The organism is Streptosporangium sp. NPDC000563, from assembly GCF_040299985.1.
In the GTDB taxonomy this organism is placed as follows: Bacteria; Actinomycetota; Actinomycetes; order Streptosporangiales; family Streptosporangiaceae; genus Streptosporangium.
Genome location: NZ_JBEPDA010000017.1, coordinates 19101 through 37693 on the forward strand (window position 1 = coordinate 19101; position 18593 = coordinate 37693).

The window sequence follows — 18593 nt, forward strand, 5'->3', positions numbered from 1 at the left end:
ACATGCCCCTCGCCTCGATTCCCAGCCCCTCCCAGGGGGTCTGGCATCTCTTCGGCGTGGTCCCCATCCGGGCCTACGCACTGTGCATCGTGCTCGGCGTCATCGTCGCGGTCGTCATCGGCGAGCGCCGCTGGCGCGCCCGCGGCGGTGTCCCTGGAACCATCGTGGATCTCGCCGTCTGGGCCGTGCCGTTCGGCCTGGTCGGTGGACGCCTCTACCACGTCATCACCGACTGGCAGCTCTATTTCGGGCCGGACGCGCCCAATGAGCCGATCGAGGCGCTGTACATCTGGAACGGCGGCCTGGGCATCTGGGGCGCCGTCGCGCTCGGTGGCGTGGGCGTCTGGCTGGGCTGCCGCGGCAGGGGCATCTCCCTGACCGCGGTGGCCGACACCGTCGCCCCCGGCATCGCGGTGGCCCAGGCCATCGGCCGCTGGGGCAACTACTTCAACCAGGAGCTGTTCGGCGGCCCCACCGACCTGCCGTGGGGTCTGGAGATCGACCCCGACCGTCCGGGCACGGTGCCGGGCGTGGACACCTACCACCCCGCGTTCCTGTACGAGTCGATCTGGGACCTGGGTCTCGCGCTGGTCCTCATCTGGATCGGCCGCAAGTACGTGATCCGCCACGGCCGCCTGTTCGCTCTCTACGTCGCCGGCTACACCGTGGGCCGCTTCTGGATCGAGGGCCTGCGGGTCGACGCCGCCCACCACATCCTCGGCCTGCGGCTCAACCAGTGGACCTCGATCATCCTGTTCATCGGGGCGATGGCCTACTTCTGGTACACCAGGAACAAGACCGACGAGGAGCGGGTGAGGTCGGCGACCGACCCCGACACCGACCTTGAGGGCGGCGCCGCCACGCCGGGCGAGGGCGAGAGCCCAGGCGCCCCCGACGGCACGGACTCGGCGAAGGCCGAGGCCGTCACCCTGGTCGCGTCGGACGCGGGGGGCGGCGCGGCGGATCCCGTCGATCCGGCCCACCCCTCCGACCAGGCCGACGAGGCCGAGAACGACCAGGCGGCCCGGCGGGACGACGAGGCGCGTCCGGCCTCGGCGACGTTGGTGGCCGAGGGCTTGAGCGAGGACGGGGGAGCGGTCGATCCGGCTCACCCGTCGGACCAGGCCGATCCCGAGGAGAGCGGCCGGGGCGGAGACGCCGCGGTCGAGGCAGAGCCGGCTTCGGCGGTTTCCTCTGATGCCTCGGACGCCGCCGGGGGCGTGCCCGCCTCTGACGGCACCGCTTCGGAGAGCGCGGACTCGGAGAGCGCCGTCGGCACGGCCTCGGGCGCGAGCGTTCCCGAGGAGCTCGTTTCCGGTGCGAAGAAAGGCGAGCTCCAGGAGGAGGCCGTGACGAAGGCCGCTCCCGAGGGCGAGAAAGAACGACGTTGACGCCTCTCCCACGGTCGAGGTCCCGGGATCTCGGACGCGCCGCCGGATCGTCCGGCGCACCGGCGCGTTCCGATTCCGGGACCGAGACCGGTGGCCCGCGCCCTCCCTTCGGTGCCGGGCCCTGGGGGCCGCCGCCCGGGGGATCGCGATGAGTCCGGACGCCTCGGGGAGGCGTGCCGAGATGCACCACCGGCATCGCGACGTCAACGGCGGCTGGCTGAGGCCGTCGGTGTTCGGCGCGATGGACGGCCTCGTCTCCAACTTCGCGCTGATCGCCGGTGTCGCCGGTGGCGCCGCGGGAACCAAGGTCATCCTGCTGGCGGGCATCGCGGGGCTGGCCGCCGGCGCGTTCTCCATGGCCGGTGGCGAGTACGTCTCGGTGGCGAGCCAGCGGGAGCTCGCCCTGGCCGAGATCGCCGTCGAGCGCCGAGAGCTCGAACGCAACCCCGAGGCCGAGCTGGAGGAGCTCGCCAAGCTCTACGAGGAGCGGGGCGTCGATCCCGCCGTGGCCGCAGAGGTGGCGCGGCAGATCTCGGCGGACCCGGAAAGGGCGCTCGAGGTGCACACCGAGGCCGAACTGGGCGTCACCGTCCACGACCTTCCCTCGCCCAGGATCGCCGCGCTCTCCTCGTTCCTGTCGTTCGCGGTGGGGGCGCTCCTGCCCCTTCTGCCGTACCTGCTCGGCGTCACCAGCCTGGTGACGTCGGCGGTGGTCTCCTGCCTGGCACTGTTCGGCGCGGGCGCGCTGGTCTCCCGGGTCACCGCGCGCAGCTGGTGGTACAGCGGGCTGCGCCAGCTCTTCGTCGGCGCGGTCGCCGCCGGCCTGACCTTCGCCCTGGGCACCCTCCTGGGAGGAACCGGACTGTGACCGCCCCGACCTCGCCCCCACCCCCTGCCCCGGGAGGGCGCAAGCGCCGCCGCACTCCCAGCAAGGCGCAGACCTGGAGCATCCCCCAGCTGGAGGAGTGGGGGCTGACCCCGACCCAGCAGCGGTTGCTGGTGGTGTTCGGATCCATCGCGGGCGTGCTGGTCGCCGCGGTCGTCCTCACCCTCGCGATCTCCGCGATCGGCAACGACTTCGAGCCAGAACGGGCCACCGCCTCGGTCATCGGGACCGAACCCCGCCCCGACGTCTACCGGGGATGGCCCTCCTCCAAGGTGTTCGCGCCGATCGCGGAGAGCAAGGCGGACCCCAAACCGCTCACGGCCAAGGACCTCTTCCCCAAGACCCTCAGCGAGGGCAGGACCACGCTGAGGCTGGCGGGCAGCCCTCTGCTGGAGAGCGCCTGCGCGGCGGCGGTCTGGGGCCAGGAGCTCACCGACCTGCTCGCCCAGGGCGGATGCACCCAGGTGGCCAGGGGCCTGTACACCAGCGCCGACAACCGCTACGTCGCCCAGTACACCCTGTTCAACCTCCGCGACACCGCCTCCTCCGACACCTTGGTGAACACGCTGACCACCCTGCACCGGGGCGGCTGGGTCCGGCCGGTCCAGGCGCCCAGGGCCGCCTTTCCCGCCGACGGCCACACCGAGGCGAGCGGCCACGCGATGGGGCACTACGCGGGCCTGGTCTGGATCGGCAGGGCCGACGGAGCGGAGCCGGGCGCGAGGGACGACTTCGTCTCGCTCTCCCTCGCGGTCCGCGCCACGGAAAAGGCGATCTTCCGCCGCATCGTCGCCGTCTCCCCGGCGCCCGCCCCGAGCAAGTAGTTTCCGGGTTCGTTTTTCGGGCGGGAATCCGGGTTCTTCGAGGGCGGGGAGGATGTCGAAGTAAGCTTTTTCCTCATGCGCAAGTGGATCATCATCGTCGTGCTGGCCGGGGTCGCCGGGGTGGGGGCCTTCCTGTGGCTGGGTGACGAGCCCGCCCCGCGCGCCGCCGTCCTGCGCGCGGAGCCGGGTACGGCCCACTACGCGCCCATCGCGACCCGCGACCTCGACCCCCAGCCGCTCACCGTCGCCGAGATGTTCCCCGCCCCCTCGGTGTCGGCGGGCACGACCAAGCTCGCCCTCAAGGCCACCGAGACCCTCGCCGACTGCGCGGAGGCGGTCTGGGGGAGCGCGCAGGACGCGCTCGGCGGGTGCACGCAGGTGCTGCGCGCCCGCTACGAGACCGAGGACGGCGCGGTCTCCGGCCAGTTCCTGATTTTCAACCTCGCCGACTCCGCCGCCGCCGACAGGCTCGTGGCGGCTCTCAAGGGCGACGGCGGCGACGGCGGCGACGGCTTCGTCAGGCCCGCTCCCGACACGCCCGACGGTTTCGACGGCTCGCGCAGCTGGGCCCAGGTCCGCGGCCTCGGGCACTACGTCACGGTGAGCTGGGTCGCCCCCGTCGCCGGCGGGAGCACCGCCCGGGCAGGCGCGGGGGAGAGCGGCGAGGGCGGCGAGGGCGGCGAGGGCGGCGAGGGCGGCGAGGGCAGGGTGGATCTCACCTATCCGCAGGTCGCGATGGACGGCCTCGGCCTGGTCATCCAGCGTCGGCTGGTGCGCTGAGGGAGCTCTCCACCGCGGCCCTGAGCTCCAGCAGCCGGTGGGCGGGCAGTTCGAGGACGGTGACGTCGCCCGCCCACGGGGCCACGGCGGCGACGACCGCCCTCGCCTGCCTCTTCGTCAGGTCGCCCCTGACCTTGATCAGGGCCTCGCGCCAGGTGTTGGCGAGCCTGCCGTGCGCGTTGTCCAGGACGCGGCGCAGGATCCGGGCCGTGTCGTTCTCGTGCGCGCCGTTCGCGTTTGTGGCGCTCTTGCCGTCTCCGGCGGGCGGTGCCACCCGTACGGCGCGCACGGACGCCCCCTCGGCGGTGAGGTCGTAGACGGGGGCGAGAAGGTCGCGGGGGAGGTCCTTCGGGGCCGTCGCCAGGGTGACCCGGACCTCCCTGGCGCGGGTGGCCAGCAGCAGCCGGGGCAGCGCGGCCTCCAGACCGGCGGGTACGGAGATCGCCACCCTGGCCGGGTCGCTGGCGTAGGGCTTGGCCAGCCAGGTCGTCAGGCGCGCCCTGGGGGCCTTGGGCAGCACGTCGCGGGGCCACTCGCCCACCAGCACCTCCGGGACGAACCCCTCACCGAAACCGGCGGCCGAGGCGGCGGGGGAGCTCGCCGACTCCACCGACTGGGGCCCCTGCGTGTAGATGGCGGTGCCGGACGTCTCGGTGCGGGCGGCCGCGGCGGGCCAGGTCTTCGTGGTGGGGCGCAGGACGTACAGGTCGGCGGCCGAACCGATGGCCTCGGCGCCGAAGTAGCGGTTGAAGTCGGGGTAGATCGCCTCGTTGACGAGGTTGAGCTGCGACAGGGCCTGCTGAACCTTGAGGGCGAGCGCGGGGGTGCGCTCGCTGGCGCCGTACGCCAGCATGATCCGGCCCTGCTCGCGGTCGCGCAGCCCTTCCGCGCAACGGGCGACGAACAGCCCGACGCCCTCGGGGGTGTAGGGAGGGTCGGTGATCGCCAGGTCGGCCCAGGACCGCGCGGAGGCGGGCAGGCCCAGGCGCAGGTCGGCCCAGCGGGTCCGTACGGCCAGGCCGAGCCGGTCGGCCTCGCCGGCGATGTAGGCGAGGATGCGCTCGTCGACGTCGACGACGGTCACCTCGACGCCCGGGTGCAGCATCGCCGTGGCCAGCGAGGTCAGATCGTGGTCGCCCACGCACAGCAGCCGGGCGCCGTCCAGCCAGAAGCGGGCGTCCAGCAGCAGCGCCCGCCTGACCACGGTCTCGCCGGTCGCGGCGACGTGGTCCAGCGTGTGGCGGCCCCGGGGAGCCTTGGCGATCAACTCGTCCATGCGCGCGACCAGGTCGGCGCGGTCGGGGAGCAGGTGGGCGACCGGGTCCGCCGGTGCGAGGGTGCTCGCTCGCGGCCCGGCCGGTGCGGTACCGCCCGCTCGTGGTGCGGCCGGTGTGACGTTGCTTACGCGCGATCCGGTCGGTGCGGGGCCGTCCGCCCGCGGTCCGTCCGATGACGGGGCGCCCTCCTCCCGTGCCGGGGCCGACCAGGCGGGAGGGGCCGGGAGCCTGAAGCGGTCGCCCGATCGCTCCAGTTCGCCGTCCACCTCGCGCAGCAGCGCCTCGACGGTCCGCCGCGACGTCGCGGTCTCCCTGACCAGATCGGCGAGTGTCCACCAGCGACCGCCGCCCAGGGCGGTCAGCGCGTTCCTCAGCCGCCTGCCGTCGACACCCGCCCGTGCGACGAAAGCCTCGACTCCACCGCCGTTCTCGTCCCCGGCCTCTCCTTCGGCGCCGGCTCCATGCCCGGCTCCATGCCCGGTCCCGGTCCTGGCCCCGGTTCCCGTCCCGGACCCACGCCCGGCCCCGCTCTCGGTTCCGGCTCCCGTCCCGGCCGGCGTTCGGTCGCCGGTCCCGGCGGAGGCGCCGGGGGGGCCGGAAACGCCGGAGACATCTGAAGTGCCGCTGCCTGTCAGAGCGGTGGAGGCGCCCAGGCCGGTGGGATCGGTCGGTTCCATTGGGCCACCCTAGGGCCAGGACCTGGAATGTTGTGCCATCGCGGTGTGTTTAATGAACCGGGCGAACCTGCACTAATTCGGCGGGATCTCACCGGGTAGGCAGGTATCCGGCAGGGTACGGTAATCTCTACCCACCACGCAGCAGGGCCAACGTCGTCCCTTGCTTGTTCGAGAGAAGCAAGACGACGGGAGGGATTCAATGCCTGCTGCCCACCTCGGCTTTCCCGAGCCTCAGGGCCTGTACCACCCCTCGCACGAGCACGACGCCTGTGGTGTCGCCATGGTCGCGGACGTTGCCGGTCGCCGTAGCCACGGCATCGTCGCGAAGGCCTTGACCGCGCTGTGCAACCTTGATCACCGGGGGGCCCAGGGTAGCGAACCGGACACCGGCGACGGGGCCGGGATCCTGACGCAGATCCCCGACGTCTTCTTCCGCGTGGTGGCGGACTTCCCCCTGCCCACGGCCGGCTCCTACGCCGCCGGTATGGCCTTCCTGCCCGCCGGGGAGCGGGCCCGTGAGGCCGCCGTGCGACTGATCGAGGAGATCGCCGCGGAGGAGGGCCTCACGGTCCTCGGCTGGCGCGACGTTCCCACCACCCCCGACCTTCCCGGGCCGAGCGCCCGCGCGGTGATGCCGTTCTTCGGCCAGCTGTTCGTGGCGTCCCCCGACGGTGAGAGCGGTCTTGAGCTGGACCGGCTCGCCTTCTGCCTGCGCAAGCGGGCCGAGCACGAGGCGAAGGTCTACTTCCCCTCGCTGAGCTCCCGGACGATCGTCTACAAGGGCATGCTCACCCCGCTGCAGGTCGAGCAGTTCTTCCCCGACCTGAGCGACGAGCGCTACGAGACCGCGATCGCGCTGGTCCACTCGCGTTTCTCCACCAACACCTTCCCCTCCTGGCCGCTCGCGCACCCGTACCGCTACGTCGCCCACAACGGTGAGATCAACACGGTCAAGGGCAACCGCAACTGGATGCGCGCCCGCGAGGCCATGCTGGAGACGGCGAACCTGCCGGGCGACCTGTCGCGGCTCTTCCCGATCTGCGACCCGGCCGGTTCCGACACCGCCTCCTTCGACGAGACGCTGGAGCTCATCCACCTCGCGGGACGCAGCCTGCCGCACGCGGTGCTGATGATGATCCCCGAGGCGTGGGAGAGCCACACCGAGATGGACCCCGCGCGGCGGGCGTTCTACGAGTTCCACTCCACGATGATGGAGGCCTGGGACGGCCCGGCCTCGATCACCTTCTCCGACGGAACCCTGGTCGGCGCGGTGCTCGACCGCAACGGCCTGCGCCCCGGACGGTTCTGGGTCACCGCGGACGGCCTGGTCGTGCTCGCCTCCGAGGCGGGTGTGCTGGACATCGCCCCCGAGGACGTGGTCCGCAAGGGCCGCCTGCAGCCCGGCAAGATGTTCCTGGTCGACACCGCGCTCGGCAAGATCATCGAAGACGACGAGATCAAGGCCGAGCTGGCGGCGGAGCTGCCGTACGCCGACTGGCTGCACGCCGGTCTGGTCCGCTTCGAGGAGCTGCCCGCCCGCTCGCCCGAGGGCCTGTCGCACGAGACGCTGATCAAGCGGCAGCAGACCTTCGGCTACACCGAGGAGGAGCTGCGGATCATCCTGGGGCCGATGGCGAGGACGGGCATCGAGCCGATCGGCTCGATGGGCACCGACACCCCGGTCGCCGTGCTCAGCGAGAAGCCCCGGTTGCTGTTCGACTACTTCAGCCAGCTGTTCGCGCAGGTCACCAACCCGCCGCTGGACGCGATCCGCGAGGAGCTCGTCACCTCCCTGGCCAGCACCATCGGCCCCGAGGGCAACCTGCTCGCCCCGGGTCCCGCCTCCTGTCGCCAGCTCGTGCTGCCCTACCCGGTGCTCGACAACGACGAGCTCGCGAAGATCATCCACATCAACGACGAGGGCGCGCTGCCGGGCTTCCACCCGCACGTGGTCTCCGGCCTGTACGAGGTCGCGGGTGGCGGCGAGGCGCTGCTGCACCGCATCGAGGAGATCCGCGCCGAGGTCTCCTCGGTGATCGAGGGCGGGGCGCGGATCATCGTGCTGTCCGACCGCGGCTCCTCCGACGTCCTGGCGCCGATCCCCTCGCTGCTGCTCACCGGTGCCGTCCACCACCACCTGATCGCCGAGAAGACCCGCACCAAGATCGGCCTGGTCATCGAGACCGGCGAGGCGCGCGAGGCGCACCACATGGCGCTGCTCGTCGGCTACGGGGCGGGCGCGGTCAACCCGTACCTCGCCATCGAGACCGTCGAGGACATGGTCGACTCCGGCGTCCTGAAGATCGACAAGCACAAGGCCGTGCGCAACCTCATCAAGGCGTACGGCAAGGGCGTGCTGAAGGTCATGTCCAAGATGGGGGTCTCCACGGTCGCCTCCTACACCGGGGCGCAGATCTTCGAGGCGCTCGGGCTGAGCCAGGAGGTCGTGGACGTCTGCTTCACCGGGACCACGTCCCGGCTGGGCGGCGTCGGCTTCGACGTCCTGGCCGAGGAGGCCGCGCAGCGTCACCTGCGTGCCTACCCCCGGGCCGAGAACGCCCACCGCCGCCTGGAGGTCGGCGGCGAGTACCAGTGGCGTCGCGAGGGCGAGCCGCACCTGTTCAACCCCGAGACCGTCTTCAAGCTGCAGCACGCCACCCGCTCGCGCCGCTACGAGATCTTCAAGGAGTACACCGGCCTGGTGGACTCCCAGGCGGAGAGGCTGATGACGCTGCGCGGCATGTTCAAGCTGCGGGAGGGCGTCCGCGAGCCGGTGCCGATCGACGAGGTCGAGCCGGTCAGCGAGATCGTCAAGCGGTTCTCCACCGGCGCGATGTCGTACGGCTCCATCTCGATGGAGGCGCACGAGACGCTCGCCATCGCGATGAACCGGCTGGGCGGCAAGTCCAACACCGGTGAGGGCGGCGAGGACCCCGAGCGGCTGCACGACCCGGTGCGCCGTTCGGCCATCAAGCAGGTGGCCTCGGGCCGGTTCGGTGTGACCTCCGAGTATCTGGTCAACGCCGACGACGTGCAGATCAAGATGGCCCAGGGCGCCAAGCCCGGTGAGGGCGGCCAGCTGCCCGGCCACAAGGTCTACCCGTGGGTGGCCAAGACCCGGCACTCCACCCCGGGCGTCGGCCTCATCTCGCCGCCTCCGCACCACGACATCTACTCGATCGAGGACCTCGCCCAGCTCATCCACGACCTGAAGAACGCGAACCCGGCCGCCCGCGTGCACGTCAAGCTCGTGGCCGAGGTCGGGGTCGGAACGGTCGCGGCGGGCGTGTCCAAGGCCCACGCGGACGTCGTGCTCATCTCCGGTCACGACGGCGGCACCGGCGCCTCCCCGCTCACCTCGCTCAAGCACGCGGGCTCCCCCTGGGAGCTGGGCCTGGCCGAGACCCAGCAGACGCTGCTGCTCAACGGCCTGCGCGACCGCATCGTCGTGCAGGTGGACGGCCAGCTCAAGACCGGCCGCGACGTGATCATCGCCATGCTGCTCGGCGCCGAGGAGTTCGGCTTCGCCACCGCGCCGCTGGTCGTCTCCGGCTGCGTGATGATGCGCGTCTGCCACCTGGACACCTGCCCGGTCGGCGTGGCCACCCAGAACCCCGAGCTGCGCAAGCGGTTCACCGGCAAGCCCGAGTTCGTGGTCAACTTCTTCGAGTTCGTCGCCGAGGAGATCCGCGAGTATCTCGCCGCGCTGGGTTTCCGCAGCATCGACGAGGCCGTCGGCCACGCCGAGCTGCTGGACACCACCCCGGCCGAGAACCACTGGAAGGCCTCGGGACTGGACCTGGCGCCGATCCTGCACCAGCCGGAGCTGCCCGAGGGCGCCTCGCTGCGCCGTACCGTGGAGCAGGACCACGGGCTCGCCAAGGCGCTGGACAACACGCTGATCCAGCTCGCCGAGGGTGCGCTCAAGGGTGGTTCCAGGGTCACGCTCGACCTGCCCATCCGCAACGTCAACCGTACGGTCGGCACCATGCTCGGCCACGAGGTGACCAAGCGGTACGGCGGAGCGGGCCTTCCCGACAACACCATCGACGTGCGCTTCACCGGCTCCGCGGGCAACTCCTTCGGCGCCTTCCTGCCCAGGGGCATCACGCTGAGGCTGACCGGCGACGCCAACGACTACGTGGGCAAGGGCCTGTCCGGCGGCCGGATCTCGGTCCAGCCGTACGACGCGGCCCCGCTCGACGGGCACATCATCGCCGGAAACGTCGGCCTGTACGGCGCGACCTCCGGCGAGGCCTTCATCCGCGGCGTCGTGGGGGAGCGGTTCTGTGTCCGCAACTCCGGTGCCACCGCGGTGGTCGAGGGGGTCGGCGACCACGGCTGCGAGTACATGACCGGCGGCAAGGTGGTCGTCCTCGGCCCGACCGGCCGCAACTTCGCGGCGGGCATGTCGGGCGGCGTCGCCTACCTGCTCGACCTCGACGCCGAACGGGTCAACCGGGAGATGGTCGAGATCGAGGAGCTGGGGGAGGCCGAGTCCGAGGCGCTGCGCGAGATCGTCGAGGCGCACCTCGCCGAGACGGGCTCCACGGTGGCGAAGGCACTCCTCGCCGACTGGGACCCGTCCCGTTTCAGCAAGATCATGCCGACGGACTACAAGCGGGTCCTGCTGGCCGCCGAGTCCGCCCGGCTGGAGGGCCGCGACATCGACGAGGCCGTCATGACCGCCGCGGTCCAGGGGTGACGCCGATGTTTGCGATCACTCATCCCGTCCGGTTTTTCCAGTCATTTCAGGCTTTTCAGGGATAAGGGAGGTACGACCGATGGCTGACCCCAAGGGTTTCCTCGCTCACGGACGCGAGCTGCCGGCGCGCCGCCCGGTGGACGTGCGCATCCGCGACTGGCGCGAGGTCTACGAGGACTTCCCCAAGCCCGCGCTGACCAGGCAGGCCGCGCGCTGCATGGACTGCGGCATCCCGTTCTGCCACAACGGCTGCCCGCTGGGCAACCTGATCCCCGAGTGGAACGACCTGGTCTACCGGGACGACTGGCAGGAGGCGATCGAGCGCCTGCACGCCACGAACAACTTCCCCGAGTTCACCGGACGCCTGTGCCCGGCTCCGTGTGAGGCGGCGTGCGTGCTCGGCATCAACTCCGACCCGGTCGCGATCAAGCGGGTCGAGGTCGAGATCATCGACCGTGCCTTCGACGAGGGCTGGGTCACCCCCCAGCCCGCCGCCACCAAGACCGGCAAGCGCGTCGCGGTCGTCGGCTCGGGCCCCGCGGGCCTGGCCGCAGCCCAGCAGCTCACCAGGGCCGGGCACGACGTGGTCGTGTTCGAGCGGGCCGACCGGATCGGTGGCCTGCTCCGCTACGGCATCCCCGAGTTCAAGATGGAGAAGCGGCACATCGACCGCCGTCTCGCCCAGATGCGGGCCGAGGGGACCGAGTTCCGTACCGGCGTCAACGTCGGCGTGGACATCACGGCGGCGCAGCTGCGCGAGGAGTTCGACGCGATCGTCCTGGCCGGTGGCGCGACCCAGTGGCGGGACCTGCCCGTCGCCGGGCGCGACCTGAAGGGCGTCTACCAGGCGATGGAGTACCTGCCGCCCTCCAACAAGGTCCAGGAGGGCGACTTCCCGGTCTCGCCGATCAGCGCCGAGGGCAAGCACGTCGTCGTGATCGGCGGCGGCGACACCGGTGCCGACTGCATCGGCACCGCGATCCGGCAGGGGGCCGCCTCGGTCACCCAGCTGGAGATCATGCCCCAGCCTCCGGCGAGCCGTCCGGGCAGCCAGCCGTGGCCCACGTTCCCCATCCTGTTCAAGATGGAGAGCGCCCACGAGGAGCTGGCCGACGGTGACGGCGCCCGGGTCTACGCGGTCTCCACCACCGAGTTCGTCGGCGACGCCGAGGGCAACGTCAGGGCGCTGCGCCTGGTCGAGGTGGAGGGGCCCGCTGCCGGGTTCAAGCCGGTGCCCGGCTCCGAGCGGGAGATCCCGGCCGAGCTGGTCACGCTGTCGATGGGCTTCGTCGGTCCGGAGAAGAAGGGCCTGCTCGAAGAGCTCGCCGAGGTCGCCGGCGGCGAGTTCTACGACGCCAGGGGCAACGTCGCGAGGGACAAGGGCTACATGTCGTCGGTCGACGGCGTCTTCGTCGCCGGGGACATGGGCCGCGGACAGTCGCTGATCGTGTGGGCGATCGCCGAGGGCCGCTCCGCGGCCTCGGCCGCCGACCGCTACCTCACGGGCCGGACGGCCCTTCCGGTGGCGATCCCGCCGACGGCGCGGCCGCTGGTCTGAGTGGAAGCTGGTCTGATATGTCATGACCGGTCTGGGTATGTCATGGTTGATCCATGCGTACCCGGGCCGGTTCATGCATGTCAGAGCCGGTTCATGTGCTCCATCGCTGGTTTGGTCAGGCCACGGTTGGTCTTCGGCACCCCCCGACAGTTCGGCATTCCGGATGTCTTACCGACTGCTTCAGGGAAAAATGCGCAGAGCGGGGTTTCGAATTGCTTTGGCGTACATATGCCTGAAAGATAAATTTCTTGATCGGGTCAGGTGCGGAGGATCGATGAATCGCGGGACCAGAAGCCTGACGGGCGCGGCGACGGCGCTCGCCCTGGCGGCGACCCTCACGGCGGGAGCCCTGGGCGGCGAGGCCACGACCGGCGCGGGCCAGACCCGCGAGTACCTGGTCTTCTACGCGGACGGCGCCCGCGACCGGGCGATCGACGCGATCGACGCGAGCGGCGGCACCGTCCTGTCGACCGACACCAGGATCGGCTACGTCCTCGCGGACGGTCCCGGCGCCGGATTCGTGGAAAGCCTGGCCGACGACAGCGCCATCGAGGGAGTCTCCTCCGACCGGAGGATCGGCTTCGCCAGTGCGATCCGCGCCGCCGCACCCGCGACCGGGACCTCCGCGGGCGGGTCCGCCTCAGAAGCCGGGATCTCCGGCACCGGGGCCACCTCCGGGACCTCCAGCGCCGGGACCGTCTCCGGCGTGGGAACCCCGCTCGCATTCCCCTCCGCAGAAGCCCTCGGGCAGGCGGGCACCCGCCGCTCCGCCGACACACCGGAGCCGCTCGCCGGGCGGCAGTGGGACATGAAGATGATCGGCGCCACCGTGGAGGGCTCCTACGCCACCGAACCCGGTGACAAGCGGGTGCTGGTCGGCGTCATAGACACCGGCATCGACGGCAAGCACCCCGACATCGCCCCCAACTTCAACCGCGCCCTGAGCCGCAACTTCGTGACCGACCGGCCCAAGGACCCCAACGGCAACGTCCTCGACGGCCCCTGCGAGTTCAAGGACTGCAAGGACCCGGTGGACTGGGACGACGACGGCCACGGCACCCATGTGGCCAGCACCATCGCCTCACCGATCAACGGCCTGGGCATCGCCGGGGTGGCCCCCCAGGTGTCCCTGGTGAACCTGCGCGCCGGTCGCGACTCGGGCCTGTTCTTCCTCAAGCCCAGCGTCGAGGCGCTCACCTACGCCGCCGACGCCGGGATCGACGTGGTCAACATGAGCTTCTACGTCGACCCGTGGCTGTTCAACTGCAAGGCCAACCCGGCCGACTCCAAGGCGGAGCAGCTGGAGCAGCGCGGCATCATCACCGGCATGCAGCGCGCCCTCGACTACGCGCGCAAGCGCGGGGTCACCCTCATCAGCGCCATCGGCAACGGCGCCACCGACCTCGGCAAGCCGAGTAAGGACGAGAGCAGCCCCAACTATCCCAAGGGCAGCGAGCACACCCGCAAGGTCGACAACTCCTGCCTCAACGTTCCCGCCGAGTCCAAGGGTGTGATCTCGGTCACCTCGGTGGGGCCGACCGGGCGCAAGGCGTACTACTCCGACTACGGCGTCGAGCAGGCCGACCTCGCGGCCCCCGGCGGGGACGAGTTCGACGGCGGCAGCACGTACGACCCCACCAAGGGCATTCTGGCCGCCGCGCCGGAGAACGCGCTCAAGGCCAAGGGACAACTCACCGCCGACGGCACGCCGAAGTCCGACTCGATCATCCGGGAGTGCGAGGGCGGCACCTGCGCCTACTACCAGTACCTCGTCGGCACCTCCATGGCCGCACCGCACGCCACCGGTGTCGCCGCCATCCTGATCAGCCGGTTCGGCAAACCCGGCAAGGGCGGCCTCACGATGCCCCCCGCGGACGTCCAGCGCCAGCTGTACTCCACGGCCACCAAGAAGGCCTGCCCCTCACCGCGCGGGTACGCCTACAAGATCGACCTCGCGTTCGTGGACGAGGTCCACAAGTGCGAGGGTCCCAAGAAGCGCAACGGCTTCTACGGCCGCGGCCTCATCAGTGCCGAGAACGCCGCCAAGGCCGAGCCGCTCGCTCCCTGACGGCCTCCCTGACGGTGCGGGGGCGCCCAAGGCGTCCTCACCCCGTCTCGGCCCCTGGGTGAGGGGCCGAGACGGGGTGAGGGCGGTCGCCTCGCGGTTCGGCCTCGGCGGAAGCGTCATCCCGGGCACAGGCCGGATCTCCCCAAGAGACGATCAACAGACGGGTGAAGGGGGCGAAAGGGGGAAGAAGAACGACTCCGGTTCCATCCCGTCGCTCTTGTCACCGTGAGGATCATCGGCTTCCTCCTCGCGCCTGAAGGCGGGTTCTCCACGCAGAAAGGACTCATATGAGGTTCCTGTCGCGTCCGCACCAGCTTCCGCCCCGGATCGCCGCCGGTTTGATCATTCTGAATTCGGGACTGACCAAGAGAACCGCGGGGGAGGAGAGCGCGAAGGGATTGCACGGGATGGCCTCCGGGACCTACCCGTTCCTCAAGGACATGGACTCGGTGAAGTTCACGAGACTGCTCTCCACGGCGGAGATCACCCTCGGTACCGCCCTGCTGGTCCCCGTGGTGCCGCCGCTGCTGGCGGGCGCCGCGCTGACCGCCTTCGCCGGAGGGCTGCTCGGCCTCTACCTCAAGACGCCGGGACTGCGGGAGGAAGGCAGCCTGCGTCCCTCACAGCAGGGCATCGCCGTCGCCAAGGACGTCTGGCTGCTGGGCATCGGCGCCGGGCTGGTCGCGGAGGAGATCGTCCGCGACTGACCCGGGAATCCGTCGGCCGGTCCGGGGTTCCGGCGCTCGGCCCGAAGCCGCCGTTGCCGAGGCGGAGGCGGAGGCGCGGTGACCGTCTCGAAACTCCGGGCGGCCGACACGGAGGCGCGGTGACCGCTCGGAAGTCGTGATCGGTCCGGTGTCCCGATGACCGACCAGGCTCGTGGCACGCTCGCGGGTGCCCGTACTCCTGGGACGGCTGACCCCAGGAGTGAGCGCGAGGGACGATTCGTAACCTGCCGTTCATGCTGGGTGGCTTTGTGTCACCGAATTTTTCATCGGCGCTACGGCTAACGTCGCGACCAAGTGGTCTGTACCAATTAGGGTGGGATCCGTGACTCGTCGCGCGAAAATCGTCTGCACTCTCGGCCCCGCCACCTCATCTCCCGAACGCCTCCGCGAACTCATCGCGGCCGGGATGGACGTGGCCCGTTTCAACCTCAGCCACGGCAGCCACGAGCTGCACAGGGAGGTTTACGACAGGTTGAGGGAGGCGGCCGCCGAGCTCGGGCGTGGCGTAGGTCTGCTGGCCGACCTCCAAGGCCCCAAGATCCGGGTCGGTAAGTTCGAGGAAGGTCCCGTCCGTCTCGGCTTCGGTGACGTCTTCACGATCACCACCGAGGAGGTCCCCGGCGACCGTGACCAGGTCTCCACGTCCTATCTGGGGCTTCCCAAGGACGTCAGCCCCGGCGACAGCATCCTGGTCGACGACGGCCGCGTCCGGCTGGAGGTGACCCGGGTCGACGGCCAGCGCGTCACGACCCGCGTGGTCGTCGGTGGCATGATCTCCGACAACAAGGGCCTCAACCTCCCCGGCGTGAACGTCAGCGCCCCCGTCCTGACCGACAAGGACGAGACCGACCTGCGCTGGGCGCTGCGCGCCGGCTTCGACCTGGTCGCCCTCTCCTTCGTCAGGCGTCCCTCCGACGCCGACGTGGTGCGCAACATCATGGAGCAGGAGGGCATCCGCCTCCCGCTGCTCGCCAAGATCGAGAAGCCGCAGGCCGTGGAGCGGCTCCCGGAGATCATCGAGGCCTTCGACGGCATCATGGTCGCCCGCGGTGACCTCGGTGTCGAGCTGCCGCTGGAGGAGGTGCCCATCGTCCAGAGGCGCGCCATCGAGCTCTGCCGCGAGAAGGCCCGCCCGGTCATCGTCGCCACCCAGATGCTGGACTCGATGATCACCTCTCCGCGTCCCACCCGCGCCGAGGCCTCCGACGTCGCCTACGCCGTCATGGACGGCGCCGACGCGGTCATGCTCTCCGGGGAGACCTCGGTCGGCAACTACCCCATCGAGGTCGTCGAGACGATGAGCCGCATCGCCACGACCGCGGAGAAGAGCTCCCTGCAGGCCACGCACAGCCTCGACCGGCTGCCCGAGACCACCGGTGGCGCGATCGCCCGTGCCGCGGCGGAGGTCGGGGCGATCGTCGGCGCCAAGGCGCTGGTGGCGTTCACCATGTCCGGTGAGACGGCCCGCCGTCTGGCCCGCTACCGCTCGCCGATCCCGCTGCTCGCGTTCACCTCCGCCCGCCACGTCCGCAACCAGCTCGCGCTGACCTGGGGTGTGGAGACCTTCGAGGTGCCGTTCGTCCACCACACCGACGACATGGTCCGTCAGGTGGAGGCCTCGCTGCTCGCCAACTCCCGCCTGGAGAAGGGTGACAAGGTCGTCATCGTCGCCGGTTCGCCTCCCGGCACCGCCGGCTCCACCAACGCCCTGCGCGTGCACACCATCGGGGCGGCGGTCTCCAACCCCGCCTGATCCTCACCCGATCCGCGAAAACGCGTACGGCCACCGCTTCGGCGGTGGCCGCACGCGTTTCCGGGGTCTTCCCCGCGCTCGGCGATCCAAAAAAGCCGAAAAATACGCCCTTGTCGTGTCCGAATAGGTGTCAGAAGATCGGTGCACGGCATGCCCGAAAAGGGGGTGCCCGGTGAACCAGACAAATTTCACGAAAGGCGCCGGATGATCCAGGGCAGTCGGCCGGTGGGAGCGGAGCGGCAACACGAGGAGGACGAGGGGCGGCCTCCAGGCCAATCGGGTCGCCCGGGGCAGCGGGTGTCGGCCGCCGACACGGTGGCGGGAATGATCGAGGCCCGCCTGGGCCGGACGGTCGACCCCGACGAGAACTTCTTCGAAGCCGGGCTCAACTCGATGGCGCTGGTCGAGCTGCACGCGGACATCACCGGGGCGCTCGGCATCGACATCCCGGTCACCGCGATGTTCGCCCGGCCGAACGTACGGGCGCTCAGCCGCCTCGTCGCGGGCGCGCAGGAACCCGTCAGGAGCGAACCCGCGCGCCCGCGCCCCACGGGAGGCAGCCGCAGGGATGTGCGCGCCCGTATCCGCAGGGACGGCGGGTCGTCTCGGTGACGAGGACCGCGCCGATCGCGGTGATCGGTATGGGCCCGCGTGCCCCGCTCTCTCCCGGTCCCGTCCCGATCGAGGTCGTCGAGGCCACGATGGAGAACGCCGGACACGACCCCGCGCGCCCACCGGGCGTGCTCGCCGTCCACGACACGGCCGAGGCCGCCTGCCTCGCCCTCGCCCTGGGGATCTGCGACCTCGCGATCACCGTCTCGGGGCCGAGCCTCGGCGCCGTCGCGGAACGGGGAACCGCGATCGCGCTCAGGCGCCTGGACGACGCCCTCCTCGACGGCGACCTCGTACGCGCCGTGATCGAGACGACGACCGACCCGGCAGCCGACCCGGCTACCGACACGGTCGCCGACGCGACGACCGCCCCGGTGACCGACCGGGTCGCCGACACAGCGACCGTCTCGGTGACCGACCGGGGTGCCGGTACGGCGACCGGCCCGCTGACCGCTTCCCGGCCCGGCACCGGTCCCGCCCGCAGCGGGCCCGGCCGATCGCCGACAGGCGGACCGACCGCGCGTCCGCGTGATCCGTTGACGGTGAAGGACGGCTTCCCGCCGGTCCACCTCCCCGCGGACCGCCGGCCCCGCGTCGTCGCCTGGTCGGGACGGCACCGACAGGAGGCCGACGCCGTACGGGAAGGCCTGGCGGGATTCTTCGCCACCCTCGCCCCCGACCGGTTCGCCGACGCCGTGGCCGTCCTCCAGCGGGGCCGCACCCCGCATCCCGTACGGGGTGCGATCGTCGCGACCACCCCCGCCGAGGCGTCCGCCGCCCTCGCCGCCGCGCGGACGGCCTCGGCCGAGGAAACGGCCGGGCATGAGCCGCCTTCCCGCGACGCGGCCTGGACGGGTGTGCGGTTCGTCTTCCCCGCCGGCGGCGCCGGTCGGCTGGGGGCCTCGCTGTACGGGGTCGAGCGGCTGTTCAGCGAGACGATGGACGTCTGCCTGGAGGCTTTCGAGCGGCACGGCGTCGACTTCTGCGACGCCTGGCTCGCCGGGGAACGCGACGACGACCCGGTGACGTTCGCGGTCACCTACTCCCTGGCGGCCACCCTGACCGGCTGGGGTGTCACCCCCGGAGGGTGCACGGGGGAGGGGGTCGGAGAACTCGCCGCCGCCGCCTTCTCGGGAATGCTCGGACTGGACGAGGCGATCGCCCGGGTGGCCGCCTCCGGTGCGGCGCCGGAGCGGGTGCCGGGACACGCCTTCCACGAGGTGGAGGCCCGTCGCGGGACGGTCGCGGGGCAGGACCCCTCGTCCGAGGCGGGAGCGGGACCGAAGGCCGGTGGCGCACGAGGCGCGCCGTCCCTCCTGCTCGGTGCGGCGGGG

General features: G+C 71.2%; 11 protein-coding genes and 1 pseudogene. 11 read left to right on the top strand and 1 reads right to left on the bottom strand.

Going from position 1 to position 18593, the window contains the following annotated elements; genetic code table 11:
* Positions 1-2 precede the first annotated feature (2 nt).
* From lgt to ABT352_RS29245, 4 genes are all read left to right on the top strand, one after another.
* Complete coding sequence (gene lgt / locus ABT352_RS29230; protein ID WP_350948167.1) at positions 3-1391, top strand: prolipoprotein diacylglyceryl transferase; 1389 nt, start codon at positions 3-5, stop codon at positions 1389-1391.
* Between the two features lie 148 nt (positions 1392-1539).
* Positions 1540-2259 carry a VIT1/CCC1 transporter family protein gene (locus ABT352_RS29235; RefSeq protein WP_350948168.1) on the top strand — a complete coding sequence of 240 codons (720 nt, stop codon included), beginning with the start codon at positions 1540-1542 and terminating at the stop codon, positions 2257-2259.
* The gene (locus ABT352_RS29240) at positions 2256-3101 is read left to right on the top strand and encodes a hypothetical protein (RefSeq protein WP_350948169.1); all 846 of its coding nucleotides are present in this window, start codon (positions 2256-2258) and stop codon (positions 3099-3101) included. The genes ABT352_RS29235 and ABT352_RS29240 overlap by 4 nt, the downstream gene beginning before the upstream one ends.
* 75 nt (positions 3102-3176) lie before the next feature.
* Positions 3177-3881 (top strand): hypothetical protein, encoded by a 705-nt coding sequence (locus ABT352_RS29245; RefSeq protein ID WP_350948170.1) that lies wholly within the window; start codon positions 3177-3179, stop codon positions 3879-3881.
* Here ABT352_RS29245 and ABT352_RS29250 read toward each other — a convergent pair.
* Positions 3856-5835, bottom strand: coding sequence for a bis-aminopropyl spermidine synthase family protein (locus ABT352_RS29250; protein WP_350948171.1), 1980 nt, complete (start codon positions 5833-5835; stop codon positions 3856-3858). The two genes, ABT352_RS29245 and ABT352_RS29250, sit on opposite strands and share 26 nt — an antisense overlap.
* Positions 5836-6034: 199 nt before the next feature.
* Between ABT352_RS29250 and gltB the strand changes: the two genes are divergently transcribed.
* The 7 genes and pseudogenes from gltB to ABT352_RS29285 form a co-directional block, all read left to right on the top strand.
* Entirely contained in the window at positions 6035-10540 is a 4506-nt protein-coding gene (gene gltB, locus ABT352_RS29255) for a glutamate synthase large subunit (protein WP_350948172.1), read from the top strand.
* 79 nt (positions 10541-10619) lie between these two features.
* Positions 10620-12098 (top strand): glutamate synthase subunit beta, encoded by a 1479-nt coding sequence (locus tag ABT352_RS29260; protein WP_350948173.1) that lies wholly within the window; start codon positions 10620-10622, stop codon positions 12096-12098.
* Positions 12099-12372: 274 nt separating this feature from the next.
* The gene (locus ABT352_RS29265; RefSeq protein WP_350948174.1) at positions 12373-14166 is read left to right on the top strand and encodes a S8 family peptidase; all 1794 of its coding nucleotides are present in this window, start codon (positions 12373-12375) and stop codon (positions 14164-14166) included.
* 287 nt (positions 14167-14453) lie between these two features.
* Positions 14454-14873: a hypothetical protein gene (locus tag ABT352_RS29270; protein ID WP_350948175.1), complete on the top strand. Its 420-nt coding sequence runs from the start codon at positions 14454-14456 to the stop codon at positions 14871-14873.
* Between the two features lie 343 nt (positions 14874-15216).
* On the top strand, positions 15217-16647 hold the full coding sequence (pyk, locus tag ABT352_RS29275) for a pyruvate kinase (protein WP_350948176.1): 1431 nt from the start codon (positions 15217-15219) through the stop codon (positions 16645-16647).
* A 204-nt stretch (positions 16648-16851) separates the two neighbouring features.
* Positions 16852-17259, top strand: coding sequence for an acyl carrier protein (locus tag ABT352_RS29280; RefSeq protein ID WP_350948177.1), 408 nt, complete (start codon positions 16852-16854; stop codon positions 17257-17259).
* Positions 17256-18593, top strand: a pseudogene (locus ABT352_RS29285) (hypothetical protein); the annotation flags it as partial. The gene ABT352_RS29280 and the pseudogene ABT352_RS29285, both read left to right, overlap by 4 nt.

What these genes read in the sequence shown, in the direction of transcription:
- lgt (WP_350948167.1), top strand. Translation starts at nt 3, where the DNA reads ATGCCCCTCGCCTCGATTCCCAGCCCCTCCCAGGGGGTCTGGCATCTC.
- ABT352_RS29235 (WP_350948168.1), top strand. Translation starts at nt 1,540, where the DNA reads ATGAGTCCGGACGCCTCGGGGAGGCGTGCCGAGATGCACCACCGGCAT.
- ABT352_RS29245 (WP_350948170.1), top strand. Translation starts at nt 3,177, where the DNA reads ATGCGCAAGTGGATCATCATCGTCGTGCTGGCCGGGGTCGCCGGGGTG.
- ABT352_RS29250 (WP_350948171.1), bottom strand. Translation starts at nt 5,835, where the DNA reads ATGGAACCGACCGATCCCACCGGCCTGGGCGCCTCCACCGCTCTGACA.
- gltB (WP_350948172.1), top strand. Translation starts at nt 6,035, where the DNA reads ATGCCTGCTGCCCACCTCGGCTTTCCCGAGCCTCAGGGCCTGTACCAC.
- ABT352_RS29260 (WP_350948173.1), top strand. Translation starts at nt 10,620, where the DNA reads ATGGCTGACCCCAAGGGTTTCCTCGCTCACGGACGCGAGCTGCCGGCG.
- ABT352_RS29265 (WP_350948174.1), top strand. Translation starts at nt 12,373, where the DNA reads ATGAATCGCGGGACCAGAAGCCTGACGGGCGCGGCGACGGCGCTCGCC.
- ABT352_RS29270 (WP_350948175.1), top strand. Translation starts at nt 14,454, where the DNA reads ATGAGGTTCCTGTCGCGTCCGCACCAGCTTCCGCCCCGGATCGCCGCC.
- ABT352_RS29280 (WP_350948177.1), top strand. Translation starts at nt 16,852, where the DNA reads ATGATCCAGGGCAGTCGGCCGGTGGGAGCGGAGCGGCAACACGAGGAG.